The organism is Klebsiella sp. ZJOU C1, from assembly GCF_035620215.1.
Lineage (GTDB): Bacteria > Pseudomonadota > Gammaproteobacteria > Enterobacterales > Enterobacteriaceae > Klebsiella > Klebsiella variicola.
In genome coordinates, this window is the sequence record NZ_CP141644.1 from 5277694 (window position 1) to 5303624 (window position 25931).

Here is a 25931-nt window from a genome sequence, read left to right on the forward strand (position 1 = left end):
GTGGCGCTACGCTGACCTGGCCTACAAACGTTCCTGTTCCTGAGAACTACTTCTGGCACTGACGGCAATAAAAGGTCGCCCGCTGGGCATGTTTGGTCCCGACAACCGGCGTGCCGCAGATCCGGCACGGTTCGCCCTTGCGGCCATAGACCTGCAGCTCCTGGGCAAAATAGCCCGGCTTGCCATCGCTTTGCAGGAAATCCTTCAGCGTGGTGCCGCCCTGCTCTATCGAACGCAGCAGGACCAGCTTAATCACTTTCACCAGCTGTTCACACTCTTCCCGCGACAGTGAAGAAGCCAACCTGTCGGGATGGATCCCGGCCGAGAACAGCGACTCGCTGGCGTAGATATTGCCGACCCCTACCACCAGCTTGTTATCCATCAGCCAGGGTTTGATCGCAGTTTTTTTCTTCGCGCATTTCTGCTGAAGATAGTCGGCGTTAAATTCATCGCTGAGCGGCTCCGAGCCAAGGTGGGCCAGTACCGGATGGTCTTCCAGCGTTTTGGTCCACAGCCAGGCGCCAAAGCGGCGCGGATCGGTATAGCGCAGCACCTTGCCATTACTCATGACCAGGTCAACGTGATCGTGTTTTTCGGCCGGTAGCTCTTCGCTCAGGATACGCAGGCTTCCCGACATCCCGAGATGAACGATGATCCAGCCGTCCGGCAGTTCCAGAAGCAGGTATTTGGCACGACGCCGCACGCTGAGTACCGGAACGTCGCTCAGGCGATAAATCTCTTCGGAAACCGGCCAGCGCAGCCGTCCATTGCGCACAATGGCGTGCAGAATAGTTGCGCCAACCAGGTGCGGCTCGATGCCGCGGCGGCTGGTTTCAACCTCTGGTAATTCAGGCATGATTTTCCTCCATTTACCCGACGTATTGTGCTTCACGGACAGGTGACTGAAAAGGGAGTATGTGAAAGCAATATGGGGGAGTTTTAAAAACAAAAAACCCCGCCGAAGCGGGGTTTTTATACAAGGAGGCTAAAATTATTTGATTTTAGCTTCTTTGTAGATAACGTGCTGACGTACAACCGGATCGTACTTTTTCAGTTCCATTTTTTCCGGTTTGGTACGCTTGTTCTTCGTGGTGGTATAGAAGTGACCAGTACCAGCGGAAGAAACCAGCTTGATTTTCTCACGAATACCTTTAGCCATGATTTATTTCCTCTAAGTACTTAGTACTTTTCGCCACGGGCACGCAGTTCAGACAGAACTGTATCGATGCCTTTCTTATCGATTACACGCATACCTTTAGCAGATACGCGCAGGGTGACAAAACGCTTCTCGCTCTCAACCCAGAAACGGTGAGAGTGCAGGTTCGGCAGGAAACGGCGTTTAGTCGCGTTCAGTGCGTGGGAACGGTTGTTACCGGTCACCGGACGCTTGCCAGTAACTTGGCAGACTCGGGACATGTCTATTCTCCAAAAATCAAATTAGCTCGAGCTTCGTATGGGGTATTGGCGCCTCGTCAGGCTTTACAGCCTGGTCATCGCAGTTCAATGTGAACTCTCGACTGCCAGGCCCAAATGCCAAACCCGAGATTCTCAAAGGTGGCGTAGTATACGCTGACTCGGCGATGTGCTCAAGTCCCGAACAGACAAAGATCCCGAAGGATCGCCAGTTCGGGACTAAATCCAGCCACGCTCGGCAAAAGATACATACGCACCGCGGCCGATAACCAGATGGTCAAGCACGCGTATCTCCATGAATCGACAACATTTTACCACCCTTTCGGTAATCAGCCTGTCTGCCTGGCTCGGCTCCGGACTACCGGAGGGATGATTATGCGCAAGGATCACGGCGGCAGCGTTCACTTTGATGGCTTCGCGTACAATTTCTCGCGGATGCACCTCAACGTGGCTAAGAGTACCAGAAAAAAGGCGACTATGTTTCAACACCCGGTTCTGATTATCTAAAAAGATCACCATAAAGATCTCGCGCTCTTCTTCCGTAAGCTGGCTTTGTAAAAATTCCCGCGTCGTCGAGGGACTGACCAGCGCAGCCTCCTCGACCAGCTGTGAGCTAAAATAGCGTCGCGCCAGCTCGGCAATACCCTTCAGTTGCGCATATTTCGCCAGTCCCAGTCCATCCACGGCAATCAGCTGCGCTTTATCCGCGGAAAGCAGAGCGTAGAGCGAGCCAAAACGCTGCAGTAACGCCTGCGCATAGCCGAGCACATCCTGACGACGCGTGCCGACGCGCAGAAACAGCGCCAGCAGCTCAACATCCGTTAGCGCTTCGATGCCGTACTGCAACATCTTTTCTCGTGGCATCAGATTTTCCGTTTCGTCCATGCGCCCTCCTGGGTGAATTTGCCTATCCTGGCACAGCCTGACGGCGCTGCCGACCCACTGCTTTTCACCCTGCGTAGCCGCTCGCAAAGTGAATGCCCACCAGAGGCACGACGACGACAGGATTGTGATAAGATGCGCGGATTCTGGTCTACGGCAACAGGAAGACATCATGATGACTCTGGCGGGTAAAAAAATCGTCCTGGGCGTCAGCGGCGGTATCGCGGCGTATAAAACCCCGGAACTGGTGCGCCGACTGCGCGAACGCGGCGCGGAGGTGCGTGTCGCGATGACGGAGGCGGCAAAAGCGTTCATCACCCCACTCAGCCTGCAGGCGGTATCCGGCTATCCGGTTTCCGACAGCCTGCTCGATCCGGCGGCGGAAGCGGCTATGGGCCATATTGAGCTCGGGAAATGGGCCGACCTGGTGATCCTCGCCCCGGCAACCGCTGATTTAATCGCCCGCGTGGCGGCCGGCATGGCCAACGACCTGGTGTCGACGATCTGTCTTGCCACCCCTTCCCCGGTTGCCGTGGTGCCCGCCATGAACCAGCAGATGTATCGCGCGCAGGCCACCCAGCAGAATCTGCGGACGCTGGCTTCCCGCGGCCTGCTGCTGTGGGGACCGGACAGCGGCAGCCAGGCCTGCGGCGACGTCGGCCCGGGGAGAATGCTCGATCCGTTAACCATCGTGGAGATGGCCGCGCAGCATTTCGCCTCCCCTGTCAAAGATTTGCAACATCTCAACCTCATGATTACCGCGGGCCCGACCCGTGAGCCGTTGGATCCGGTGCGTTACATCAGCAACCACAGCTCAGGCAAAATGGGCTTCGCGATTGCCGCCGCCGCCGCGCAGCGGGGCGCGAACGTGACCCTGGTCAGCGGCCCGGTATCACTACCGACACCGCCGTTTGTGCAGCGCATTGATGTCACTACCGCACTGGAAATGGAAGCCGCCGTCCAGGCCGGCGCTCAGCAGCAGCATATTTTTATTGGCTGCGCCGCAGTGGCGGATTACCGCGCCGCCGTCATCGCCGAAGATAAAATTAAAAAACAAGGTGATGAATTAACAATAAAAATGATTAAAAACCCGGATATCGTGGCCGGGGTTGCGGCGCTAAAAGCCCATCGCCCTTACGTCGTTGGGTTTGCCGCCGAAACGAATAATGTGGAAGAATATGCGCGGCAAAAACGTGCCCGCAAAAACCTCGACCTGATTTGCGCTAACGATGTTTCTCAGCCTGATCAGGGCTTTAATAGCGATAACAACGCATTACACCTTTTCTGGCAGGATGGGGAAAAGCGCTTACCACTTGAGCGCAAGGAACTCCTGGGCCAATTATTACTCGACGAGATCGTGACCCGTTATGATGAAAAAAATCGACGTTAAGATTCTGGACCCGCGTGTCGGCCAGCAATTTCCGCTGCCGACCTATGCCACCTCCGGCTCCGCCGGACTTGACCTGCGAGCCTGTCTCGACGACGCCGTAGAGCTGGCGCCGGGTGCAACCACGCTGTTGCCGACGGGCCTTGCGATTCATATCGCCGATCCCTCTCTGGCGGCGGTAATTCTGCCACGCTCCGGCCTGGGCCATAAGCATGGCGTAGTACTGGGCAATCTGGTGGGCCTCATCGACTCCGATTACCAGGGGCAACTGATGGTGTCCGTCTGGAACCGCGGTCAGCAGAGCTTTATTATCGAGCCGGGCGAACGTATCGCGCAGATGGTCTTTGTGCCGGTCGTGCAGGCGGAATTTAACCTGGTGGAAGAGTTTGACGCCACCGACCGCGGCGAAGGCGGCTTCGGTCACTCAGGGCGTAAATAAGCCCAGCAACACGGAACCTGCATCCCAACGCGCATAACGCAATAACATCACCGCAAACTCCGGTTTGCGGTCGCGTTGTGGATGTCTGCCTGACAAGTGCTTATTTTCAGGGGTATTTTAAAACATGGCAGAAAAGCAAACTGCGAAACGGAATCGTCGCGAAGAAATACTTCAATCTCTGGCGCTCATGCTGGAATCCAGCGATGGTAGTCAACGTATTACCACCGCGAAACTGGCGGCTTCCGTCGGCGTCTCCGAAGCCGCGCTGTATCGCCATTTTCCCAGCAAAACCCGCATGTTTGACAGCCTGATCGAGTTCATTGAAGACAGTCTGATTACGCGCATCAATTTGATTTTGAAAGATGAAAAGGACACGACCGCGCGCCTGCGCCTGATCGTTCTGTTGATTCTTGGGTTTGGCGAGCGTAATCCTGGGCTGACGCGTATCCTCACCGGGCACGCGCTAATGTTCGAACAGGACCGGCTACAGGGCCGCATCAACCAGCTTTTTGAGCGCATCGAAGTGCAGCTGCGTCAGGTGATGCGCGAGAAAAAAATGCGTGAAGGCGAAGGCTACACCCTCGACGAAACCCTGCTGGCCAGCCAGCTGCTGGCCTTCTGCGAGGGCATGCTGTCGCGCTTTGTGCGCAGCGAGTTCAAATATCGTCCGACGGATGATTTCGAGGCCCGCTGGCCGCTGGTCGCCGCACAGCTGCAGTAATCTGCTTCTGAGATGCCCGGTAGCCTGACGCTTACCGGGCGTATGTCTTAGATGCCGTAGGCTTCACGATAGGCGCGAACTGACGCCAGATATTCCGCCATCTCGGGTTTCTCTTCCAGATAAGCGATCAGCTCTTTCAGAGTGATGATTGAGATCACCTGGCAGCCGTAATCCCGCTCCACTTCCTGAATAGCGGAGATCTCGCCGCGGCCGCGCTCCTGACGATCCAGGGAGATCAGTACGCCCGCCAGCTGGGCGCCCTGGGCCTGGATAATCTCCATGGATTCGCGGATCGCCGTACCGGCGGTGATCACGTCATCCACCAGCATCACACGCCCCTGCAGCGGGCTACCGACCAGGTTGCCGCCTTCGCCGTGGGTTTTTGCCTCTTTGCGGTTAAAGCAGTAAGGCAGATCGCGGTCATGATGTTCGGCTAACGCCACCGCGGTGGTGGTGGCGATCGGAATACCTTTATAGGCCGGGCCAAACAGCAGGTCGAACTCAATCCCGGAATCCACCAGCGCCTCGGCATAAAAACGGCCCAGCAGTGCCAGATCGCGCCCGGTGTTAAACAGGCCGGCGTTGAAGAAATAGGGGCTCTTGCGCCCGGATTTCAGCGTGAACTCGCCAAACTTAAGAACCTGCTTGCTAAGCGCAAACTCAATAAACTGGCGCTGATACGGCTTCATGGATTCGCTCCTTTTGGTACTTTCATCATTGTCAGACTACGCGCTCATCCTTCGCAGGTGTAATGAAGGATGAAGCGCAAAAAAAAGGCGACTTCTCAGTCGCCTTAATCATTAATTTTCTAACGCCGCCTTCTGCGTCGTGATAATGGATTCGATCCCCCCTCGGGCTAACGCCAGGAGAGTGAGGAGCTCTTCATGGGTGAACGGCTCGCCTTCTGCCGTCCCCTGCACCTCAATAATGCGGCCATCTTCGGTCATCACCACGTTCATGTCGGTTTCCGCTGCGGAATCTTCGATGTACTCCAGATCGCAAATGGCTTCGCCGTTAACGATACCAACGGACACCGCGGCAACCATCCCCTTCATTGGGTTGGTTTTCAGCTTGCCGGCTGCCACCAGTTTGTTCAGCGCATCGGCCAGCGCCACGCAGGCCCCGGTAATCGACGCCGTACGGGTGCCGCCATCGGCCTGCAGCACATCGCAGTCGAGGGTGATGGTGAATTCACCCAGCGCTTTCAGGTCAACCGCCGCGCGCAGCGCGCGAGCGATCAGACGCTGAATTTCCATCGTCCGGCCGCCCTGCTTGCCTTTTGCTGCTTCACGCGCGTTACGCGTGTGCGTTGAGCGCGGCAGCATGCCATATTCAGCGGTGATCCAGCCCTGCCCCTGTCCTTTCAGGAAACGCGGAACGCCTTCGTCAATGGAAGCGGTGCACAACACTTTGGTATCACCGAATTCGACCAGCACGGAGCCTTCAGCGTGTTTTGTGTAATTACGGGTCAGGGTGACGGGACGCACCTGATTAGCGCTACGGCCTGCTGGACGCATGATAGAAATCTCCGGCTTGAAACGAATGTGGGGCGCATTATACGAATTTCATGGCGAAAAGCCTATGCCAACACGTGCCGGGCACGCACATAATGTCAGTCCAGTGTTTTACGATAAGATTTCAACCCCACGCCAATCACTATCACCGCCAGGCCGATCAGTGGCAAAAGGTCGGGTAATAATGCCATCGCAGAATAGCCTTTCAGCATGATGCCCTTAACCAGTCGGATGAAATAGGTCAGCGGTAAACAGGAGCCAATGGCTTTCGCCCAGTCAGGCATACTAATAAAGGGGCTGATAAAGCCGGAAAGCATAATGGAAGGAATAAAGTAAAATGACGACATTTGCAGCGCCTGCAGTTGGTTTTGTGCCAGGCCAGAAATACCAATGCCAATTGACAGGCAGAGGAAAACATATATTAACAGCACAAAAAAAAGCAGAAAAACGCTACCATGAAGGGGAATATCGAACAATAGCACAGCGGCAATCAGAATTAACGTCGCCTGGAACAAACCGATGACAACAAAAGGCGTTATCTTCCCGACAATGACCTCAAACCCGGTCAAAGGAGAGACCAGTAAATTTTCTAACGCCCCGTTTTCTCGCTCACGGGTAATAGACAGGGCGGTCATCAGGATCAAGGTGGTACTGAGTATCGATCCCATAATACCTGGAATAGTATTAAACTGGGTAATCCCCTCAGGGTTAAACATCCGATGGATAATAAGCTCGAAATCATCCTCTTTTTGCGAGACACGCATGTCGCCCGGCAAATCGTGTTGAAACATCGATTTCGCCACCTGTACAAGGGCACTTAGCGCATTCCCCGTGGTTATCGGATCGATGGCATCCCCCTGAATTAACAGCTGAGGCTTTTCTCCACGCAGCATCTTGCGCGTAAACCCCTCAGGAATCGTCACGATAAAAGTGACATCTCCCCGAACGAACGCTTTCTGCGCCGCCTCTTCTGAATCGACAGGAATCATTGAAAAATACCCTGTATTTTGCGCTTCCGTCACAAAAATATGACTCATGCGTTCGGTATCGTAATTTAATAACGCGGTAGGAAGATTATGGGGATCCATATTGATCGCATAGCCAAGAATGATCAGCTGAAAAATAGGTGTCAGGAGCACCATACTAATGCTGACTTTATCACGACGTAATTCGTGGATTTCCTTAATAACCACGCCGATCCAACGGGTAAAGGAGAAGCTTAAATTAATTTTTTTCACAATCGTTTTTCATCAAGTAGGTAAATGCATCTTCCAGATTGGTAGCCACCTGACAGAACTCATAGCCCTGTTGTGTAAATGCAAAAAGCGTGGACTTTAATTTGGCTTCATCTCTGGAAGTAATATAAAGCTGATTGCCAAAAATGACCGTTTGCTCAATCTCCGGCAAGCGTTGTAGCTGGTTTTCAAGCAGCGTCAGACCGGTGCCGCTGGTTCGCATGGTGATCAGATTCTGGGACGCGATAATCGACGAAATAGTGCCATTCGCCAACAGACGGCCATAAGACAGATAGGCAACCTTATGGCAGCGCTCGGCCTCATCCATATAATGCGTGCTCACCAGGATTGAGATCCCTCTGTCCGATAACTGATGCAGCATTTGCCAGAACTCTCGCCGCGCTTTCGGATCCACGCCAGCGGTTGGTTCATCGAGAAACAACAAAACGGGTTCATGCAACATGCAAGCGGCGAGGGCCATTCTTTGCTTCCAGCCGCCAGAAAGCTCCCTGGCCTGCTGATGCTGTCGGGTAGTGAGGCCTAACTCTGAAAGCGCGCGTTCAACCCGGGCTTTACGTTGGTCGAGGCTATACAACCGCGCGATAAAAAGTAAGTTTTCCCGGATGGTTAAATTTCCCCACATTGAGAAATACTGGGTCATATAACCTATCTTTTTTTTTATTTTTTCCCGCTGCGTAAAGATGTCCATGCCCAGACAAGAGCCTTCACCTGAATCCGGGGTAATCAAACCACACATCATCCGAATCGATGTTGTTTTCCCGCTACCGTTCGGCCCAAGAAAACCATAAATTTCGCCTTTTGCCACCTGCAAAGAGAAATCCTTTACGACGTGATGCTCACCAAAATACTTATTGAGATTTTTTACATCAATACAAAGATTATTCATTACCAATAACCTCCACATCAAACGGCTGGCCGATTTTCATCCGCTCAGCCTGCTTCCGGGCAGGAACAGCCTCAGCCATAAAAATGAGTTTCTCCCGGCGTTTCGTACTATAAATAACCGGAGGCGTAAATTCCGCTTCAGGACTGATGTAGTTAATCACGCCAGCAATGGGCTCAGCGCAACCATCGCATATCAGTTTTACCTTGGTTCCGATTTTAAATTTACCAAGCATCGCCTCGGGTATAAAAAAGCGTACTTTTATATTCTCAGGAGGTAACAGACTAATTATTGGTCTGCCGGCAGTGGGCCGTTCCCCGGCACGATAAATAATATCGAAGACTTTAGCATTGACCGGAGAAACAATCGTCGTTTGCTGGACATCCCAAAGCGCCTTGTCACGTTCGAGTTTTGCCGCGGCCACCATCGAGAGCTGTTTGCTAATCTCATCCTGACGGGCAGGCAGTTGCCGCGCTTTGAGTTGATTAATTAACTCTTCAACCTGCGCGCCTTTTTGCGTTAACTCATCCCGGATATCCTCCCATTCTGCGAGCGAGATGGCGCGACTGGCGTAAAGATTACGATACCGCTCAAGCTGACGCTTTACCTGGGATTCCGCCGATCGTGCTTTTTTAATCTGGGCACGAATAATATCCAGCTCTTCAGGCCGCTCTCCCGACTCCAGATTTCGCAATAATGCGCTCTCTGCAGAAAGTTTTTCCTCAGCTCGCAGGAAAATATTTTGCGCATCAAAGGACTCAATCTTCACTAACTCTTGCCCAGGCGTGACATTATCTCCTTTCTTAATGAATAGCTGTTCAATTTTTGCAGTGGAAGAATAAGAAAGATAGACAAATTCGCCATGTGAATAACCAGATAACCTGTTCTCCGGTTTGTTATCACACCCCGTTATCATCAGCATCGCTATCACAACAATAAATATATTTACTGGCTTTTGCATTAAAACGCATCCGTACGCATAGAGTTTTCATTACTGATGTCTGGATTGAATTATTCTCATTCCAAACCCTAACGTTATCGTCAGTTTAATCCTTCAAATAATGCTTAAAGTATATTTCATTCAATTTATCGAGAGCACTCAGGTTTAAACCAGCGATCGAGTGAAAAGCATCATCTTTTGTGAATGCAAGAATCGACGATCCGCCTGGAGAAAACCATTTAGCGCTCTGTTTAAAAGGCCATGGTAGTTCATAACCTTTTTCTCTCAGTAAATCGTTAAGCACACGCCAGTCGTCTCTAAAATCATTTCCGGAAAATGGGCTATCACTTTGTGCACCTTCTGCAGTGAATAATTGAATTGGCGTACAAAAGTTAACCGAACTGGGAAAGTACATATTATAAAAGCTTACAATGAGTTTCTGCACCTCTTCAGGAAAAGAGCCGGGGATCGTCAACACACCTAACAAATATTTATAGTCTGGATATCTTTTTATAAAATCAAATATCCCGCGCCATAAATAATCAAGAACATTACTTTTTTGATAAGGCTTCTGGATAAATCCACGGCCGATTTCCACACACTGGCTTAAACAGGAATAGGCATTATTATGGTACTTGAACAGGCTGTTGCTATAGAGGCCTGTTATTCCATGTTGCGCTAACTGCTCACCAACGGGTATTAGACGATAGGCACCCAGTATTTCTTCATCAGAAGGATCCCATAAAATGATATGGTAATAGGTTTCATCAAAAACATCATTATCTCTGTCTTTACCGGATCCAGCGCCAATATCGCGATAACAGCGCTCGCGTAAGCGCCCTAGCTCATCAAGAATGGGTGAGTCCCCGAGGGTATTGCAGCGAAATATCAATAATTTTCTACCATCATCAAATTGTCTTAATACTTCGCACTCTTCTATTGCGTTTATTAAACACTCTCGACTACCTGTTAATTTTTGCGGAGAAACCGTATCTACCAGCGCCGGACCATTCTCTCCGATGCTCTGGAGATGCATCAAGCATACACTTGACGCGGCGGACAGATCTTTATTAAATCGATTAAACGAAGATAAGGCTATTTGCTGCCCTACTTTGATTTTCATGGTCTTACCACGATGGCGTAGCGCTTCACGAATAATCATTATATTTGACAGTTGCCGCCAGACCGTCGCAGCTAAATAATAAGTTTTGCTGTTTGATCCCGTAATATGGACAGGTACCAGCGCCGCGTTGTTTCTCATCGCCAGTTGTAAAAAACCGGGATTCCATTGATGTTCCTGTAAACCTGAAAGAGACCAGCTAGCCAACTTACCTGCAGGACAAATAATCAACACACCACCGTTCTTCAGGTGATCGTTCATTTCCCTGAATTTCTTATGGCTCATCTTACCAGCCATATTCTCAATACCAATGGTAAGTTCTGCCACCTGTGGGAATATCATTGGCAAAATATGGTTAGCCACTATTTTTATATCTTTCCTGACCTGAGCGATAGTATGTATTAAAGCAATACCATCCATTACCGTCGGATGATTTGAAATAACAACTGTAGCACCCAGTCGGGGTATATTATTAAAGTCAGAGTATTCCGTTTCACATTGGACGTTAAAAAAATCAATGACCGAACTAACCCAATGCACACCATTTTTATCAATTAACCGTTCGTCGTTTATTAAACGAGAGAATATCTTATTGCCAAATGCGGCTCTGAAAACCCATTTTTTCCAGTGTGGAATATGGGTATCCGGGAAAAACTCTCTAATGACTCTGTCAAAGATAGCGTTCATATTAAAATCCTTTTTATAGAACTAATCCAAAACGACTATACTCGTGATCCTTCTGTCGGACAATACCGCCCAAAATGAAAACCCACTAATACAAAATTAATGAATATAGTTGAAGTGATAATATTCATGAAGACAATATAAACAATAGCAGGTTTAATATATTTGCCGCAATAAATTCAAAAAAAGCATACATAATACTTAAAGATAATACACCGTAGTATTTCCAGTGGTTATATTTGGCACGAAAGCATCACTCTGATCAGATTTTCCGCCAAGAAACTAGCTCGTATAGCATCATCTGTATTTGATGTTCACGCCAAATAACATAAAACCATTAACTACAGCAAAAAGTAATATCTCCCCGCGGTCAACAAAGCGCAGAAAAACCATTTCTTCAGTAAGCCCAAATAATTAACCACATATAACTTAACAGCGTCATTGACGTAAAATCGCTAATACAAAACGTCTTATTTTTACCCACAACAGAAGCATACCGCTCGCTTAACTTAGTAATTGCATGAAATAGATTGTGGCTATGCCCCTCAAAACAATCGCCATCCAGGTATTTCATCACTATTCCTGTTAAGTCACCGCCCGCATAGCTATAATCCTTGCATTCATTATTACGAAAACAGGAACGTCTATGATCCGCAGTATGACCGCCTATGCCCGCCGTGAAATCAAGGGTGACTGGGGTAGCGCCGCATGGGAGCTGCGCTCGGTAAACCAGCGCTATCTGGAAACGTACTTCCGCCTGCCGGAGCAGTTCCGTAGTCTGGAGCCCGTGGTACGCGAGCGCATTCGCGCCCGCCTGACTCGCGGTAAAGTCGAATGCACCCTGCGTTTTGAACAAGATCCCAGCGCTCAGGGTGAACTTATCCTCAACGAAAAGCTGGCTAAACAGCTGGTCAACGCTGCCAACTGGGTGAAAATGCAGAGCGATGAAGGGGAAATCAACCCGGTTGATATCCTGCGCTGGCCGGGCGTGATGGCCGCCAAAGAGCAGGATCTCGACGCCATCGCCGCCGACATTCTGGCCGCTCTTGATGGCGCGCTGGACGACTTCATCGTCGCCCGCGAAACGGAAGGCCAGGCCCTGAAAGCGCTTATCGAGCAGCGGCTTGAAGGGGTGAGCGGCGAAGTGACCAAAGTTCGCGCTCATATGCCGGAAATCCTCCAGTGGCAGCGCGAGCGTCTGGTTGCCAAACTGGAAGACGCGGAAGTGCAGCTGGAAAATAACCGTCTTGAGCAAGAGCTGGTGCTGATGGCGCAGCGTATCGACGTTGCCGAAGAGCTGGACCGCCTCGAAGCGCACGTTAAAGAGACCTACAACATTCTGAAAAAGAAAGAGGCTGTGGGTCGCCGTCTCGACTTTATGATGCAGGAGTTCAACCGTGAGTCGAACACCCTGGCGTCAAAATCGATTAACGCCGAGGTCACCAACTCCGCGATTGAGCTGAAGGTACTGATCGAGCAAATGCGCGAACAGATACAGAATATCGAGTAACGCTTTCTCACCCATCCAGGCACTACCGTATAAAAGGTCATGATCAATCATGGCCTTTTTATTTATCTCTCCCGCCGGCTGACGATAAGAATCTACGTATAAAAATAGTCGTCCAGTTTTCGGTTGTGGCAAATGAGCCCAACGCGGCACAGTCTGGGGACACACCACCGCGGGAGAAAAGAATGAACTTCAACGCGCTTCACCAGCAAAACCAACCGTTGTTGCTTGCCAACGTCTGGGATGCCAGCAGCGCTCAGGCCGCTCAGCAGGCCGGTTATCAGGCGCTGGGCTCCTCCAGCGCTGCTATCGCCGCAATGTTAGGGTATGAAGATGGCGAAGAGATGAGTTTTGACGAGCTGTTATATATCGTCTCACGCATCAAAGCTGTTAGCGAACTGCCGTTAAGCGTCGATTTAGAGGCGGGCTACAGCGCCACAACCAGCCACATCATTGACAATATCCAGCGTCTGGCGCATCTCGGCGTGAGCGGAATAAACCTCGAGGATAGTCATGTGGTGAATAATACGCGTCGTCTTGACGATGCCGTGGTCTTTGCCGCCAAAATCCAGGAAATCACCCACGCTTGTCCCGATATGTTTGTTAATGTCCGCACCGATACCTTTCTTCTCAACGTACCAAATGCACTGGATGAGACGCTCTATCGCGGTCAGTTATACGCTAACCATGGCGGATGCGGTTTTTTTGTGCCTTGCGTCACCCGCGCGGAAGATATTACCGCCATTGTCCGCCACGTGCCTTTACCCTTAAACGTAATGTGCATGCCTGAGCTGGCGGACTTCAGTACCTTATCGGCACTGGGCGTAAAACGAATTTCGATGGGCAATTTTATTCATGCTGCCACACAGGCCAGACTGAAAGACTTATTATGTCAGGTGCAAGCTAACTACTCTTTCTTGGGTGTTTTTTGACCATGAAAATTACCGACAGCATCCAGTGCGATATCTGGTATCAGGCGCTGCTTGAACGCGCTGTGGAGTTTACCGGCGTCTTTTTCGTTGGCGTGAAAACCACCGGCGTATTTTGTATCTCGGTCTGTCGGGCGCGAAAACCCAGGCGGGAAAACGTCGAATTCTATAATGACGTTAAATCCGCGCTGGATGCCGGGTTCCGGCCATGCAAAGTCTGTCGCCCGACGGAGAATGCCCGGACAGCCCCCGCCTTTGTTGAGCAAGCGCTCCGCCTGCTGCGAGAAGACCCGAAGGTTCGCCTCAGTGATAGCGAACTACGTCAGCACGATATTAGCCCGGAACGCGTTCGCCGCTGGTTCCTGCAAAACCACGGGATCACCTTTCAGGCTTTTCAACGGATGCAGCGCGTTAATATGGCGCTTCAGGAGCTGAAAGCAGGCCGATCAACCACCGATGTCGCTTTCGATAGCGGCTATGAGTCCTTAAGCGGTTTCGGCTATACCTGCAAAAAATTGACCGGTTCCGCACCCAGCGCGCAACGCCAGGTTGTTTTAATTCATCGTTTTACCACCCCGTTAGGGCCAATGTTTGTTTGTGCAACGCAGCGGGGGATTTGTCTGCTGGAGTTTGTCGACAGACGAGCGCTGGAGACAGAATTCAGCGACCTGCAGCGACGGTTCGACGCCAGCATCATCGCTGGTGAAAACGCCCACACCCGGCAGGCGCAACAGGAAATAACGGAGTATTTTGCCGGGCGGCGTCAATCGTTCGAGGTGGCGCTTGATACCCCAGGCAGCGAATTCCAGCGAGCGGTCTGGCGCCATTTACAGTACGTTAGCTTCGGTGAGACGACGCATTATCAATCGATTGCGATGGATATAGGTAAACCAACGGCCACGCGCGCGGTGGCTGCAGCAAACGGCGCTAACCGCGTCGCGATTATCATCCCCTGCCATCGAATTATCGGCAAAGATGGTTCGATGACCGGTTACGGCGGCGGCGTTGCACGTAAAAAATGGCTTATTAACCATGAGGCAACCATCAGGGAAAAATGCGGCTGATTTTACTTCCCGGATGAAGGGCCCCTCCCTGTTCACTTTCACTGCGGTTCGGTAAACCTATTTTTTGTCCAGCGCCCGGCAGGTTAAAAACGCCCCTGCCGCGCACAGCAGCGCCGGAGCCAGATAGCTGTGATCCATGTGGGTGAACTCCATCACCAGCACCACCGCAGTCAGCGGCATCTGCATGGAGGCGGCGAGAAACGCGGCCGCCCCCACCAGAGCGAAGCTGCTTTTATCTCCGCCAGGGAAGCCGAGCTGCCAGAGTGCGCAGAGCAGCAGACTGACCAGTCCGCCTACCGCCAGCCCCGGGGTTAACAATCCACCCTCCGCGCCGCCGCGCAGCACCGCCAGGATCACCACCATCTTCAACACTAACAGGATAGCGACCATAGAGAGAGGCAGCCCGTCGCTGAGCGCCAGCTGCATTGGTCCCTTGCCGTTGCCCGGAAGTTCCGGGAAATAAAGGCTCAGGATGGCAAGAAGGGAAAACCCCAGCAGACAGAACACCGGCATCTGCCAGTTACTTCGGACGCGTGAACGCGCTGCGCTGGTCGCTTTACGAAAGAGCCAGGCGCCGGTGCCAAGAATCGGGCCCGCCAGAATCGCCCACCAGAGAAAGGAATGCGGAAGCGTGCTGGAAACAAAATGGTATTGCGATTCATCCCCTAACCCCAGGGTAGCCGTCCACGCGGCAATCGCCGAGGTCATTATCGCCGCCAGCGTTTTTTCCCAGCTAAACGACAGCAGCATGACCTCAAGGCTGAACAACGCCCCTGCCAGCGGGACGTTATAGACCGCCGCCAGACCGGCGCCCGCCCCACAGGCGATCAGGGTGCGGGTTTCATCTTCCAGCAGGCCCAGCTTACGCGCCACCATCCCCGCCCCCAGCGCGCCCATTTCCCGGGGCGCCACTTCGCGGCCAAGCGGGGAACCCAGCGCTACGGTGACGATCTGCAGCAGGGCGTGGATCGTCGTGGTGCCTGCTGGCATGGGTACGGAAGGGTTGGCCACCGCCGCCGCAATGGAAACCCGCTTCTGCCCATAGCGACCAAGCAGCCACCAGCCAAATCCGGCGACGACGCCGCCAGCCACGATTGCCGCGATGCGGCGTGGCCAGGACGACTCCGTGACGCCCTGTAAAAATGACACCGAACCGACGATCTGCCCGGCACTGTAGCCAAAAGCCAGGTGCTGTATCGCGTGTAAAATCAGTGCCAACACCATACCGGACAAACCGGCCAGAATCCCGGTTAATACCACGGCTATCAGGCGGGTCAGATTGTTTTTATTCCCGGCGGCGACGCTCATTTTCTCAGGCCTTGAAAAGGAAAAATAAAAGAATAAAGGACGAGACTTAAACATTGCGTAATCATAGTGTTTTCGATAGTGATACCCGTCGCTTCACTTAGCATTATTTTTTCTAATCAATAAAAATACCTAAAAAATCAATAAACCTTTAAATCAAGCCATCACAGATACTACTTCCATTAATTTTTCCTGGCGTAAATGATTCGCTTTAGAAAATCTCAATCGTGATCCTGCGCACAAATCGTTAACCTGCCCGCCATTATCTGGGGGGATCTATGCTGCTTCATGTTCTGTATTTAATCGGTATCACCGCGGAAGCCATGACCGGCGCGCTGGCTGCCGGGCGCCGGCGGATGGACACGTTTGGCGTCATCATTATCGCCACCGCGACCGCGCTGGGCGGGGGTTCCGTTCGCGATATCCTGCTGGGACATTATCCTCTCGGCTGGGTGAAACATCCGGAATATGTCATTATTGTCGCTGTCGCCGCCGTCCTCACCACCATTGCCGCTCCAGTGATGCCTCACCTTCGCCGGCTGTTTCTGGTGCTGGACGCGCTGGGGCTGATCGTGTTTTCCATCATCGGCGCGCAGATCGCCCTGGATATGGGCGAAGGTCCGATCATCGCCTCTATCGCCGCGGTCATCACCGGCGTTTTTGGCGGCGTACTGCGCGATATGTTCTGCAAACGCATTCCGCTGGTCTTCCAGAAAGAGCTCTATGCCGGGATCTCGTTTGCCGCAGCCGTACTCTATATTGCCCTGCAACATTACGTCAGCAGCCACGATGTGGTGGTGCTGGCTACGCTGCTGTTCGGCTTTACCGCCCGCATGCTGGCACTGCGCTGGAAACTGGGGCTACCGGTCTTCCACTACACCCATGATAGCCACTAACCGCCTCAAAATCCGGGGATGCGCTGCCCACTGAGCCATTGCGCCAGCGCCACCACATCCGGATGGTGCAGGAAGGCCACCAGCTGGCGGGCTCTGATCTCCCCCACGCCCGGCAGCGCGCGCCATTGCGCTTCACTTTTTGCCGCCAGCAGATGCCAGTTCTCGCTTTCGAGCTGCGTCAGCGCCCCCTGAGGCACCGGGAGCCCCATCGCCAGCACCCAGCGGATAAAAGGCCGTTTGCGAACGAGATCAAATTGATGCCAGAGGTGCTGCCCGCGGGCGGCGGAGATCCCTGGCACCGCCTGCAGCTGCTCCACCGTAAGCGCCAGCCAGGAAAAAATATGCGTCATCGGGTTTTGCTGCTGAATGGCGCGCCATAAATTTTCCCCCACGCCATCGACATCCAGCGCGGACTTTGATGACAGCCAGATCAGCCGGGAAAGAAACTGTTCGCTGCACTCAGGGGTGGCGAAATAGCAGGTTAGCGCATTGAATTTCGCCGCCGGCGGCGTCGGTTTATGGCGCTCGGCCGTCCGCCAGACGACGGCGTCGATCCGAGGAATACCCTGCCCTGCCAGACTGATCTGCAGCTGATCGCCAACCCCAATATCCAGCGCCTGCCAGCGGGCCACAGAGCCAACATTAACCCGCTGCACGCGTTTATCATCCAGCCGCTGGGGCTCAAGCTGGGCCACGACGTTGAGCCTGCCGCTGCGGCCAGTGCTGAAATGGATCGCCCGTACCTCCATCACTTGCGAGGCCGGAGGATACTTCCAGGCCGCCAGCCACTCTCCCTTTCCGGGAGACCAGGCACGTCCCGGCGGTTCGCGCCCTTCGCGCACAATCACGCCATCGCTGACGAAGGGAAGCGGCGAGCGATACCAGCGCTGGCGCCACTGCGCCACCTGTTCGACGCGCGTCACCGGGTGGGTATATTGCCCGCTGTACTTAAACCCCGCCTGCGTCAGCAGCTGCTGTCGACGGCGCATATCCGACGGGCCGTCTGGCCAGGCCCAGATAAAAACGTCCAGTTGACTGAGCGCCGCCGCCGCGTCGGCTCGCATCATCAACCCGGCGACTTTCGCCCGCGCGTTCATCCCCCCAGCCTGCTGCTGAACATGGCCGTCCCGGCGCAGAAACAGCTCCCCCTGCAGCACGCTGTTGGCCAGTTCACCGGTCGTCACTTTCGCCAGCGCCGGGATCTGCCGCGCTCGGGCGGTCCATGCCTCACCGCGCAGACCATCGCCGCGGCTAATGGTCTGAACCAAACTCCCCTGGCGATAGACCAGGGTCACCGCCACGCCGTCCACTTTAGGCTGTATCCACAGGTCGGTTTTATTTTTCATCCAGTGGGCCACGCTGACCTCATCCGCCAGCTTGCGCACGCCGGTATGGGCCACCGGATGACGCGCATCGCCGGTGGGCGGAGGCAGATCGTCATCTTCAGGCGTCGCGCCCGGAAAGCATTGTCGCCACTGCGTCAGGCGCAGGGTGAGCTGGTCGTAAACCTCATCGCTCACTTCGCTGGCGCCTTGTCGCCAGTAGTCCTCTTTCCAGGCGACAATTTGCTGATGAAGGCGTGAAATCTCCTGCCTTCCTCTGGCCGGCGGCCAGTCCGGACACGTCGCCAGCGCGCTGGCAGAGAACATCCCTAGCGCCAGCCACCACCCTCCTTTTCGCATAGCAGTCCCTCCTTCATCACCTGGCGGAGAGTCTGCTGTAGAACACCGCGAACCGCGATGGGTACTTTTTCGCCTTGCGAAGCGCCTTCCAGGATTTACGCCTCATTGCAGCAACGGCTAGCGAATTCAGGAAAACGGCAGGCAAAATGAAAGAAACCGCGGCAAAAAGTGTGACAATGACTGCGTCACGCCGCGGCGACGTGTATAATAGGCTCGTATGTAGGACCTCTTTCGATAACCACATACAAAAGACACTCATGGCTCAAGGCACGCTTTATATTGTTTCCGCCCCTAGCGGCGCGGGTAAATCCAGCCTGATTCAGGCTTTATTAAAAACCCAACCGTTGTATGACACCCAGGTATCGGTTTCCCATACCACGCGGGCGCCGCGTCCGGGTGAAGTGCACGGCGAACACTATTTCTTCGTGAATCACGACGAATTCCGCTCGATGATTGGCGAAAACGCGTTTCTGGAACATGCAGAGGTCTTTGGCAACTATTACGGCACGTCGCGTAAAGCGATCGAGCAGGTGCTGGCGACCGGCGTCGATGTCTTCCTCGATATCGACTGGCAAGGTGCGCAGCAGATCCGTAAAAGCATGCCCGGCGCACGCAGCATTTTTATTCTGCCGCCGTCAAAAGATGAACTGGACCGTCGCCTGCGCGGCCGCGGCCAGGACAGCGAAGAGGTGATCGCGAAACGGATGGCCCAGGCCGTTGCGGAAATGAGCCATTACGCGGAATATGATTACCTGATTGTGAACGATGATTTTGACACCGCCCTGAGCGACCTGAAAAATATCATCCGCGCTGAACGTCTGCGCATGAGCCGCCAAAAGCAGCGACATGGCGCTTTAATCACCAAACTATTGGCAGACTGAACCCACATTCAGTATCATGCCCAGTCATTTCTTCACCTGTGGAGCATTTTAAGTATGGCACGCGTAACTGTTCAGGACGCTGTAGAGAAAATTGGTAACCGTTTTGACCTGGTACTGGTCGCCGCGCGTCGCGCTCGTCAGATGCAGGTAGGCGGAAAGGATCCGCTGGTACCGGAAGAAAACGATAAAACCACCGTTATCGCACTGCGCGAAATCGAAGAAGGTCTGATCAACAACCAGATCCTCGACGTACGTGAGCGCCAGGAACAGCAAGAGCAGGAAGCCGCTGAATTACAAGCCGTTACCGCGATTGCTGAAGGTCGTCGTTAATCACACAGCGGGTCGCCCTTGTATCTGTTTGAAAGCCTGAATCAGCTGATTCAAAACTACCTGCCGGAAGAGCAAATCAAGCGCCTTCGGCAGGCGTATCTCGTTGCACGTGACGCTCACGAGGGTCAGACACGTTCAAGCGGTGAACCCTATATCACGCACCCGGTCGCGGTAGCCTGCATTCTGGCCGAGATGAAGCTCGACTATGAAACGCTGATGGCCGCGCTGCTGCATGATGTGATTGAAGATACCCCCGCCACCTACCAGGACATGGAACAGCTTTTTGGTAAAAGCGTTGCCGAACTGGTAGAGGGGGTGTCGAAACTTGATAAGCTCAAGTTTCGCGATAAGAAAGAGGCGCAGGCCGAAAACTTTCGCAAAATGATCATGGCGATGGTGCAGGACATCCGCGTCATCCTCATCAAGCTTGCCGACCGCACCCACAACATGCGTACTCTGGGCTCGTTACGCCCGGATAAACGCCGCCGCATCGCCCGCGAAACGCTGGAAATTTACAGCCCGCTGGCGCACCGTTTAGGTATCCATCACATCAAGACCGAGCTCGAAGAGCTGGGCTTTGAAGCGCTGTACCCTAACCGCTACCGCGTCATTAAAGAGGTGGTCAAAGCGGCGCGCGGCAACCGTAAGGAGATGATCCAAAAGATCCTCTCTGAAATCGAAGGGCGTTTGCAGGAAGCGGGGATCCCCTGCCGCGTCAGCGGTCGCGAAAAGCATCTGTACTCCATCTACTGCAAAATGGTGCTTAAAGAGCAGCGTTTTCACTCGATCATGGATATCTACGCCTTCCGCGTTATCGTCCATGATGCCGATATCTGCTATCGCGTGCTCGGCCAGATGCACAGCCTCTACAAACCGCGTCCAGGTCGTTTCAAAGATTACATCGCCATTCCGAAAGCGAACGGCTATCAGTCTTTGCATACCTCGATGATCGGCCCCCACGGCGTCCCGGTCGAGGTACAAATTCGTACCGAAGACATGGACCAGATGGCGGAGATGGGGGTTGCGGCGCACTGGGCTTATAAAGAGCACGGCGGCGAAAGCAGCACCACCGCGCAAATCCGCGCTCAGCGCTGGATGCAAAGCCTGCTGGAGCTGCAGCAGAGCGCCGGCAGCTCGTTTGAATTTATCGAGAGCGTAAAATCCGATCTGTTCCCCGATGAGATTTACGTTTTCACCCCGGAAGGTCGCATTGTCGAACTGCCCGCCGGCGCCACGCCGGTGGACTTCGCCTACGCGGTGCATACCGATATCGGCCATGCCTGCGTTGGCGCGCGCGTCGATCGCCAGCCTTATCCGCTGTCGCAGCCGCTCTCCAGCGGCCAGACTGTCGAAATTATCACCGCGCCGGGCGCACGCCCGAATGCCGCCTGGCTGAACTTTGTCGTCAGCTCGAAAGCGCGCGCCAAGATCCGTCAGCTGCTGAAAAACCTTAAGCGCGACGATTCGGTCAGCCTTGGCCGTCGTCTGCTCAATCACGCGCTGGGCGGAAGCCGCAAACTCGCCGAGATCCCGCCGGAGAATATCCAGCGCGAACTCGATCGCATGAAGCTGGCCACGCTTGACGATCTGCTGGCGGAAATCGGTCTGGGTAACGCCATGAGCGTCGTGGTGGCAAAAAACCTGCAGCAGGGCGAAGCCGCTGCGGCGCCGGTACCGGCTAACGCGTCGAACCACGGCCATCTGCCGATCAAAGGCGCCGATGGCGTGTTGATCACCTTCGCCAAGTGCTGTCGCCCGATCCCAGGTGATCCGATTATCGCCCACGTTAGTCCGGGTAAAGGGCTGGTTATCCACCATGAATCCTGTCGTAACATTCGCGGCTACCAGAAAGAGCCGGAGAAGTTTATGGCGGTTGAGTGGGATAAAGAGACCGCTCAGGAGTTCATCACCGAAATTAAGGTGGACATGTTTAACCACCAGGGTGCGCTGGCTAACCTGACGGCGGCGATCAACACCGCGTCTTCCAATATCCAGAGCCTGAATACGGAAGAGAAAGATGGCCGCGTATACAGCGCCTTTATCCGCCTGACCGCGCGTGACCGCGTGCATCTGGCGAATATCATGCGCAAAATCCGCGTCATGCCGGACGTGATTAAAGTCACCCGTAACCGAAACTAGCTTTATGAACTCAAAGCGCTACGAGCGTATCTGCGAGATGCTCGCCAGGCGTCAGCCTGACCTGACGGTCTGCATGGAGCAGGTCCATAAGCCTCATAACGTCTCTGCGGTCATTCGGACCGCAGATGCCGTTGGCGTACATGAAGTGCATGCCGTCTGGCCAAGCAGCCGGATGCGTACCATGGCCTCCGCCGCCGCGGGCAGCAACAGCTGGGTGCAGGTGAAAACCCACCGCACCATCGCAGATGCCGTCGGCCACCTGAAAGGCCAGGGCATGCAAATTCTCGCCACTCACCTTTCCGACAAAGCCATCGATTTTCGTGAAATCGACTATACGCGCCCTACCTGCATCCTGATGGGTCAGGAGAAAACCGGCATCACCCAGGAAGCGCTGGCGCTGGCCGACCGGGACATCATTATCCCGATGATCGGCATGGTGCAGTCGCTGAACGTCTCCGTCGCCTCGGCGCTGATCCTGTATGAAGCCCAGCGCCAGCGGCAAAACGCCGGGATGTACCAACGCGCCAACAGCATGCTGCCGCCGGAAGAGCAGCAGCGCCTGCTGTTCGAAGGCGGATATCCGGTGCTGGCCCGCGTCGCCAGACAAAAAGGTCTGCCTTACCCCCACGTCAACGAGCAGGGCGAAGTGGAAGCCGATGACGCATGGTGGGCTACCATGCAGGCAACGAGGTAAACCTGATGTCAGGCCGCCTGCTCGATGCCGTTCCGCTTAGCTCACTCACCGGTGTGGGCGCTGCGCAAAGCAGTAAACTGGCGAAGATCGGCCTGCATACGGTTCAGGACCTGCTGCTGCACCTGCCGCTGCGTTACGAAGATCGCACCCATCTTTACCCGATAGCCGAGCTGCTTCCCGGGGTTTATGCCACCGTGGAAGGCGAAGTGCTCAACAGCAATATCACCTTCGGCGGCCGGCGGATGTTGACCTGCCAGATCAGCGACGGCACCGGCATCCTCACCATGCGCTTTTTCAACTTTAACGCGGCGATGAAAAACAGCCTCGCGACTGGTCGTCGGGTGCTGGCCTACGGTGAAGCCAAACGCGGGAAGTACGGCGCCGAGATGATCCACCCGGAATACCGCGTCCAGGGCGATATGAGCACCCCGGAGCTTCAGGAAACGTTAACTCCGGTCTATCCGACCACCGAAGGCATCAAGCAGGCGACCCTGCGCAAGCTCACCGATCAGGCGCTTGAGCTCCTGGAAACCTGCGCGATTAGCGAACTCCTGCCACCGGAGCTGGCGCAGGGGATGATGAGCCTGCCGGAAGCGCTGCGTACGCTGCACCGTCCGCCTCCCTCCTTGCAACTTAGCGAGCTGGAAAGCGGCAAGCACCCGGCGCAGCAGCGTCTGATTCTGGAAGAGCTGCTGGCGCATAACCTCAGCATGCTGGCGCTGCGGGCAGGCGCCCAGCGCTATCACGCCCTGCCGCTCGGCGCCAACGATACCCTGAAAAACCAGCTGCTGGCCTCCCTGCCCTTTAAGCCCACCGGCGCGCAGGCGCGGGTTACCGCCGAGATCGAACACGATATGGCGCTGGACGTGCCGATGATGCGCCTGGTGCAGGGCGATGTTGGCTCCGGTAAAACGCTGGTCGCCGCGCTGGCCGCCGTGCGCGCTATCGCCCACGGCAAACAGGTGGCGCTGATGGCGCCCACCGAACTGCTTGCCGAACAGCACGCCAATAACTTCCGCAGCTGGTTTGAACCGCTGGGCATAGAAGTCGGCTGGCTGGCGGGCAAACAGAAAGGCAAAGCCCGTCAGGCGCAGCAGGAGGCTATCGCCAGCAGCGAAGTGCAGATGATTGTCGGCACTCACGCCATCTTCCAGGAGCAGGTGCAGTTTAACGGCCTGGCGCTGGTGATTATCGACGAACAACACCGCTTCGGCGTGCATCAGCGGCTGGCGCTGTGGGAAAAAGGTCAGCAGCAGGGGTTCCACCCGCATCAGCTGATCATGACCGCCACGCCTATCCCCCGCACCCTGGCAATGACCGCCTACGCCGATCTGGACACCTCGATTATCGACGAGCTGCCGCCGGGCCGAACCCCGGTGACCACCGTCGCCATCCCGGACACCCGGCGCAGCGATATTATCGACCGCGTACGCAACGCCTGCACCCACGAAGGGCGCCAGGCCTATTGGGTTTGTACGCTAATTGAAGAGTCCGATCTGCTGGAAGCCCAGGCGGCGGAAGCGACCTGGGAAGAGCTCAAACTGGCGCTGCCGGAACTTAATATCGGCCTCGTCCACGGGCGGATGAAACCGGCCGAGAAGCAGGCGGTGATGCAGGCCTTCAAGCAGGGCGAGATGCATCTGCTGGTGGCCACCACGGTGATTGAAGTCGGTGTTGACGTGCCTAACTCAAGCCTGATGATTATCGAAAACCCGGAACGTCTGGGTCTGGCGCAGCTGCACCAGCTCAGAGGGCGCGTCGGGCGCGGTGCGGTCGCTTCCCACTGCGTGCTACTCTATAAATCGCCGCTCTCCAAAACGGCTCAGAAACGCCTGCAGGTCCTGCGCGACAGCAACGACGGTTTCGTCATCGCCCAGAAAGACCTCGAAATCCGCGGTCCCGGCGAGCTGCTCGGCACCCGCCAGACCGGCAACGCCGAATTTAAAGTAGCGGACTTGCTGCGCGATCAGGCGATGATCCCCGACGTTCAACGCATTGCTCGCCATATTCATGAACGCTATCCGCTGCAGGCCCAGGCGCTTATCGAGCGCTGGATGCCGGAAACCGAACGCTATTCCAACGCGTAGCGCGCGCTTTTGCCGCGCTGCGGGCAATTTTTCTACACAACGAGTGGATTATGAAACGAGAACTGGCCATCGAATTTTCGCGTGTCACCGAAGCCGCCGCGCTGGCGGGCTATAAATGGCTGGGCCGCGGCGATAAGAATGCCGCCGACGGCGCAGCGGTTAACGCCATGCGCATTATGCTTAACCTCGTCAATATCGACGGCACCATCGTCATCGGCGAGGGCGAAATCGATGAAGCGCCGATGCTCTATATCGGCGAAAAAGTGGGTACCGGCAAGGGCGATGCGGTAGATATCGCTGTCGATCCCATCGAAGGCACCCGCATGACGGCGATGGGCCAGGCCAACGCCCTGGCGGTGATGGCGGTCGGCGATAAGGGCTGCTTCCTCAACGCGCCGGATATGTATATGGAAAAGCTGATCGTCGGCCCGGGTGCTAAAGGCGCTATCGATCTCAATCTGCCGCTGGAAGAGAACCTGCACAATATCGCCCGCGCCCTGAACAAGCCGCTGGGCGAGCTGACCGTCACCGTGCTGGCGAAACCGCGCCACGACGCGGTCATTGCCCAGCTGCAGCAGCTGGGCGTGCGTGTATTCGCGATTCCCGATGGCGACGTCGCGGCCTCTATTCTCACCTGCATGCCGGATAGCGAAGTCGACGTACTGTACGGCATCGGCGGCGCGCCGGAAGGGGTGGTTTCCGCCGCGGTGATCCGCGCCCTCGACGGTGATATGCAGGGGCGTCTGCTGGCTCGCCACCACGTGAAGGGCGATAACGAAGAGAACCGCCGCATCGGTGAAAACGAGCTGGCGCGCTGCAAAACCATGGGCATTGAAGCAGGCAAAGTGCTGCGTCTGGATGAAATGGCGCGCAGCGATAACGTCGTCTTCTCCGCCACCGGGATCACCAAAGGCGATCTGCTGGACGGCATCACCCGCAAGGGCAACATGGCCACCACCGAGACGCTGCTGATCCGCGGCAAGTCGCGCACTATCCGTCGTATTCAGTCGATTCATTACCTCGACCGTAAAGATCCGGACATCCAGCAGCACATCCTGTAATACCGCTTTTTCTCTCCCAGGCAACCGTCCGCAGGCGGTTGCCCTGTTCTTCGTTTATATTTGATCAATAGAGCTTTCTTGTGCCTTCGGGGTGGAAATCTTACTCGTCTGGACCGA

At 54.7% G+C, this 25931-nt stretch carries 25 protein-coding genes; 13 read left to right on the plus strand and 12 right to left on the minus strand.

What is annotated here, in order from left to right; translation table 11 throughout:
• Positions 1–46: 46 nt before the first annotated feature.
• The 4 genes from mutM to radC all read right to left on the minus strand — a co-directional run bounded on the left by mutM (position 47) and on the right by radC (position 2298).
• Positions 47–856: a bifunctional DNA-formamidopyrimidine glycosylase/DNA-(apurinic or apyrimidinic site) lyase gene (mutM, locus tag SPE70_RS25330; RefSeq protein ID WP_064170601.1), complete on the minus strand. Its 810-nt coding sequence runs from the start codon at positions 854–856 to the stop codon at positions 47–49.
• 135 nt (positions 857–991) lie between these two features.
• Positions 992–1159: a 50S ribosomal protein L33 gene (gene rpmG, locus SPE70_RS25335; protein WP_002922510.1), complete on the minus strand. Its 168-nt coding sequence runs from the start codon at positions 1157–1159 to the stop codon at positions 992–994.
• Positions 1160–1179: 20 nt separating this feature from the next.
• Positions 1180–1416: a 50S ribosomal protein L28 gene (gene rpmB / locus SPE70_RS25340; RefSeq protein ID WP_002436699.1), complete on the minus strand. Its 237-nt coding sequence runs from the start codon at positions 1414–1416 to the stop codon at positions 1180–1182.
• 216 nt (positions 1417–1632) lie between these two features.
• Complete coding sequence (gene radC, locus SPE70_RS25345) at positions 1633–2298, minus strand: RadC family protein (RefSeq protein WP_008806834.1); 666 nt, start codon at positions 2296–2298, stop codon at positions 1633–1635.
• A 172-nt stretch (positions 2299–2470) separates the two neighbouring features.
• On the opposite strand from radC, the gene coaBC reads away from it, so the two are divergent.
• From coaBC to slmA, 3 genes are all read left to right on the plus strand, one after another.
• Positions 2471–3685, plus strand: a complete 1215-nt coding sequence (coaBC, locus tag SPE70_RS25350; RefSeq protein WP_032740382.1) for a bifunctional phosphopantothenoylcysteine decarboxylase/phosphopantothenate--cysteine ligase CoaBC — start codon at positions 2471–2473, stop codon at positions 3683–3685.
• Positions 3663–4121 (plus strand): dUTP diphosphatase, encoded by a 459-nt coding sequence (gene dut / locus SPE70_RS25355; protein ID WP_012540306.1) that lies wholly within the window; start codon positions 3663–3665, stop codon positions 4119–4121. Before coaBC ends, dut begins: the two co-directional genes overlap by 23 nt.
• A 124-nt stretch (positions 4122–4245) precedes the next feature.
• Positions 4246–4842 (plus strand): nucleoid occlusion factor SlmA, encoded by a 597-nt coding sequence (slmA, locus tag SPE70_RS25360; protein WP_008806831.1) that lies wholly within the window; start codon positions 4246–4248, stop codon positions 4840–4842.
• A 47-nt stretch (positions 4843–4889) separates the two neighbouring features.
• Here slmA and pyrE read toward each other — a convergent pair whose 3' ends face one another.
• The 6 genes from pyrE to SPE70_RS25390 form a co-directional block, all read right to left on the minus strand.
• Positions 4890–5531, minus strand: a complete 642-nt coding sequence (pyrE, locus tag SPE70_RS25365; RefSeq protein ID WP_008806829.1) for an orotate phosphoribosyltransferase — start codon at positions 5529–5531, stop codon at positions 4890–4892.
• Between the two features lie 111 nt (positions 5532–5642).
• Positions 5643–6359, minus strand: a complete 717-nt coding sequence (gene rph / locus SPE70_RS25370) for a ribonuclease PH (RefSeq protein WP_002922602.1) — start codon at positions 6357–6359, stop codon at positions 5643–5645.
• A 95-nt stretch (positions 6360–6454) separates the two neighbouring features.
• The gene (locus SPE70_RS25375) at positions 6455–7594 is read right to left on the minus strand and encodes an ABC transporter permease (protein WP_012540305.1); all 1140 of its coding nucleotides are present in this window, start codon (positions 7592–7594) and stop codon (positions 6455–6457) included.
• A complete protein-coding gene (locus tag SPE70_RS25380) occupies positions 7581–8498 on the minus strand; it encodes an ABC transporter ATP-binding protein (RefSeq protein WP_012540304.1) in 918 nt (305 codons plus the stop codon). The genes SPE70_RS25375 and SPE70_RS25380 overlap by 14 nt, the downstream gene beginning before the upstream one ends.
• On the minus strand, positions 8491–9456 hold the full coding sequence (locus tag SPE70_RS25385) for an HlyD family secretion protein (protein ID WP_012967055.1): 966 nt from the start codon (positions 9454–9456) through the stop codon (positions 8491–8493). Before SPE70_RS25385 ends, SPE70_RS25380 begins: the two co-directional genes overlap by 8 nt.
• 85 nt (positions 9457–9541) lie before the next feature.
• Complete coding sequence (locus tag SPE70_RS25390) at positions 9542–11242, minus strand: lysophospholipid acyltransferase family protein (protein WP_063105956.1); 1701 nt, start codon at positions 11240–11242, stop codon at positions 9542–9544.
• A 643-nt stretch (positions 11243–11885) separates the two neighbouring features.
• Between SPE70_RS25390 and SPE70_RS25395 the strand changes: the two genes are divergently transcribed.
• The 3 genes from SPE70_RS25395 to SPE70_RS25405 all read left to right on the plus strand — a co-directional run bounded on the left by SPE70_RS25395 (position 11886) and on the right by SPE70_RS25405 (position 14739).
• On the plus strand, positions 11886–12749 hold the full coding sequence (locus SPE70_RS25395) for a YicC/YloC family endoribonuclease (RefSeq protein WP_008806823.1): 864 nt from the start codon (positions 11886–11888) through the stop codon (positions 12747–12749).
• Between the two features lie 182 nt (positions 12750–12931).
• Positions 12932–13678 (plus strand): isocitrate lyase/PEP mutase family protein, encoded by a 747-nt coding sequence (locus SPE70_RS25400; RefSeq protein WP_064170602.1) that lies wholly within the window; start codon positions 12932–12934, stop codon positions 13676–13678.
• A gap of 2 nt (positions 13679–13680) precedes the next feature.
• Entirely contained in the window at positions 13681–14739 is a 1059-nt protein-coding gene (locus SPE70_RS25405) for a bifunctional transcriptional activator/DNA repair enzyme AdaA (protein WP_012967052.1), read from the plus strand.
• Between the two features lie 57 nt (positions 14740–14796).
• Here SPE70_RS25405 and SPE70_RS25410 read toward each other — a convergent pair whose 3' ends face one another.
• Entirely contained in the window at positions 14797–16047 is a 1251-nt protein-coding gene (locus SPE70_RS25410; RefSeq protein WP_016161966.1) for a chloride channel protein, read from the minus strand.
• Between the two features lie 275 nt (positions 16048–16322).
• Here SPE70_RS25410 and SPE70_RS25415 point away from each other — a divergent pair, with 275 nt between their 5' ends.
• Positions 16323–16940: a trimeric intracellular cation channel family protein gene (locus tag SPE70_RS25415; protein ID WP_012540300.1), complete on the plus strand. Its 618-nt coding sequence runs from the start codon at positions 16323–16325 to the stop codon at positions 16938–16940.
• Between the two features lie 5 nt (positions 16941–16945).
• Here the strand turns inward: SPE70_RS25415 and ligB are convergent, their stop codons facing one another.
• Positions 16946–18622, minus strand: a complete 1677-nt coding sequence (gene ligB, locus SPE70_RS25420) for an NAD-dependent DNA ligase LigB (protein WP_049010189.1) — start codon at positions 18620–18622, stop codon at positions 16946–16948.
• 257 nt (positions 18623–18879) lie between these two features.
• Between ligB and gmk the strand changes: the two genes are divergently transcribed.
• From gmk to glpX, 6 genes are read left to right on the plus strand one after another with little or no spacing between them, the layout of a single operon-like run.
• Entirely contained in the window at positions 18880–19503 is a 624-nt protein-coding gene (gmk, locus tag SPE70_RS25425; RefSeq protein WP_002922664.1) for a guanylate kinase, read from the plus strand.
• Positions 19504–19557: 54 nt separating this feature from the next.
• Positions 19558–19833: a DNA-directed RNA polymerase subunit omega gene (gene rpoZ, locus SPE70_RS25430; protein ID WP_000135058.1), complete on the plus strand. Its 276-nt coding sequence runs from the start codon at positions 19558–19560 to the stop codon at positions 19831–19833.
• Between the two features lie 18 nt (positions 19834–19851).
• Positions 19852–21972 carry a bifunctional GTP diphosphokinase/guanosine-3',5'-bis pyrophosphate 3'-pyrophosphohydrolase gene (spoT, locus tag SPE70_RS25435; protein ID WP_008806818.1) on the plus strand — a complete coding sequence of 707 codons (2121 nt, stop codon included), beginning with the start codon at positions 19852–19854 and terminating at the stop codon, positions 21970–21972.
• Positions 21973–21976: 4 nt separating this feature from the next.
• Complete coding sequence (gene trmH / locus SPE70_RS25440) at positions 21977–22666, plus strand: tRNA (guanosine(18)-2'-O)-methyltransferase TrmH (RefSeq protein WP_012540297.1); 690 nt, start codon at positions 21977–21979, stop codon at positions 22664–22666.
• A gap of 5 nt (positions 22667–22671) precedes the next feature.
• On the plus strand, positions 22672–24753 hold the full coding sequence (recG, locus tag SPE70_RS25445) for an ATP-dependent DNA helicase RecG (protein ID WP_049010196.1): 2082 nt from the start codon (positions 22672–22674) through the stop codon (positions 24751–24753).
• A 50-nt stretch (positions 24754–24803) separates the two neighbouring features.
• On the plus strand, positions 24804–25814 hold the full coding sequence (gene glpX, locus SPE70_RS25450) for a class II fructose-bisphosphatase (protein ID WP_064170603.1): 1011 nt from the start codon (positions 24804–24806) through the stop codon (positions 25812–25814).
• Positions 25815–25931 lie beyond the last annotated feature (117 nt).

Bases quoted from the DNA above. Each gene is read 5' to 3' on its own strand.
- mutM (WP_064170601.1), bottom strand. From the start codon at position 856: ATGCCTGAATTACCAGAGGTTGAAACCAGCCGCCGCGGCATCGAGCCG.
- rpmG (WP_002922510.1), bottom strand. From the start codon at position 1,159: ATGGCTAAAGGTATTCGTGAGAAAATCAAGCTGGTTTCTTCCGCTGGT.
- rpmB (WP_002436699.1), bottom strand. From the start codon at position 1,416: ATGTCCCGAGTCTGCCAAGTTACTGGCAAGCGTCCGGTGACCGGTAAC.
- radC (WP_008806834.1), bottom strand. From the start codon at position 2,298: ATGGACGAAACGGAAAATCTGATGCCACGAGAAAAGATGTTGCAGTAC.
- coaBC (WP_032740382.1), top strand. From the start codon at position 2,471: ATGACTCTGGCGGGTAAAAAAATCGTCCTGGGCGTCAGCGGCGGTATC.
- dut (WP_012540306.1), top strand. From the start codon at position 3,663: ATGATGAAAAAAATCGACGTTAAGATTCTGGACCCGCGTGTCGGCCAG.
- slmA (WP_008806831.1), top strand. From the start codon at position 4,246: ATGGCAGAAAAGCAAACTGCGAAACGGAATCGTCGCGAAGAAATACTT.
- pyrE (WP_008806829.1), bottom strand. From the start codon at position 5,531: ATGAAGCCGTATCAGCGCCAGTTTATTGAGTTTGCGCTTAGCAAGCAG.
- rph (WP_002922602.1), bottom strand. From the start codon at position 6,359: ATGCGTCCAGCAGGCCGTAGCGCTAATCAGGTGCGTCCCGTCACCCTG.
- SPE70_RS25380 (WP_012540304.1), bottom strand. From the start codon at position 8,498: ATGAATAATCTTTGTATTGATGTAAAAAATCTCAATAAGTATTTTGGT.
- SPE70_RS25385 (WP_012967055.1), bottom strand. From the start codon at position 9,456: ATGCAAAAGCCAGTAAATATATTTATTGTTGTGATAGCGATGCTGATG.
- SPE70_RS25390 (WP_063105956.1), bottom strand. From the start codon at position 11,242: ATGAACGCTATCTTTGACAGAGTCATTAGAGAGTTTTTCCCGGATACC.
- SPE70_RS25395 (WP_008806823.1), top strand. From the start codon at position 11,886: ATGATCCGCAGTATGACCGCCTATGCCCGCCGTGAAATCAAGGGTGAC.
- SPE70_RS25400 (WP_064170602.1), top strand. From the start codon at position 12,932: ATGAACTTCAACGCGCTTCACCAGCAAAACCAACCGTTGTTGCTTGCC.
- SPE70_RS25405 (WP_012967052.1), top strand. From the start codon at position 13,681: ATGAAAATTACCGACAGCATCCAGTGCGATATCTGGTATCAGGCGCTG.
- SPE70_RS25410 (WP_016161966.1), bottom strand. From the start codon at position 16,047: ATGAGCGTCGCCGCCGGGAATAAAAACAATCTGACCCGCCTGATAGCC.
- SPE70_RS25415 (WP_012540300.1), top strand. From the start codon at position 16,323: ATGCTGCTTCATGTTCTGTATTTAATCGGTATCACCGCGGAAGCCATG.
- ligB (WP_049010189.1), bottom strand. From the start codon at position 18,622: ATGCGAAAAGGAGGGTGGTGGCTGGCGCTAGGGATGTTCTCTGCCAGC.
- gmk (WP_002922664.1), top strand. From the start codon at position 18,880: ATGGCTCAAGGCACGCTTTATATTGTTTCCGCCCCTAGCGGCGCGGGT.
- rpoZ (WP_000135058.1), top strand. From the start codon at position 19,558: ATGGCACGCGTAACTGTTCAGGACGCTGTAGAGAAAATTGGTAACCGT.
- trmH (WP_012540297.1), top strand. From the start codon at position 21,977: ATGAACTCAAAGCGCTACGAGCGTATCTGCGAGATGCTCGCCAGGCGT.
- recG (WP_049010196.1), top strand. From the start codon at position 22,672: ATGTCAGGCCGCCTGCTCGATGCCGTTCCGCTTAGCTCACTCACCGGT.
- glpX (WP_064170603.1), top strand. From the start codon at position 24,804: ATGAAACGAGAACTGGCCATCGAATTTTCGCGTGTCACCGAAGCCGCC.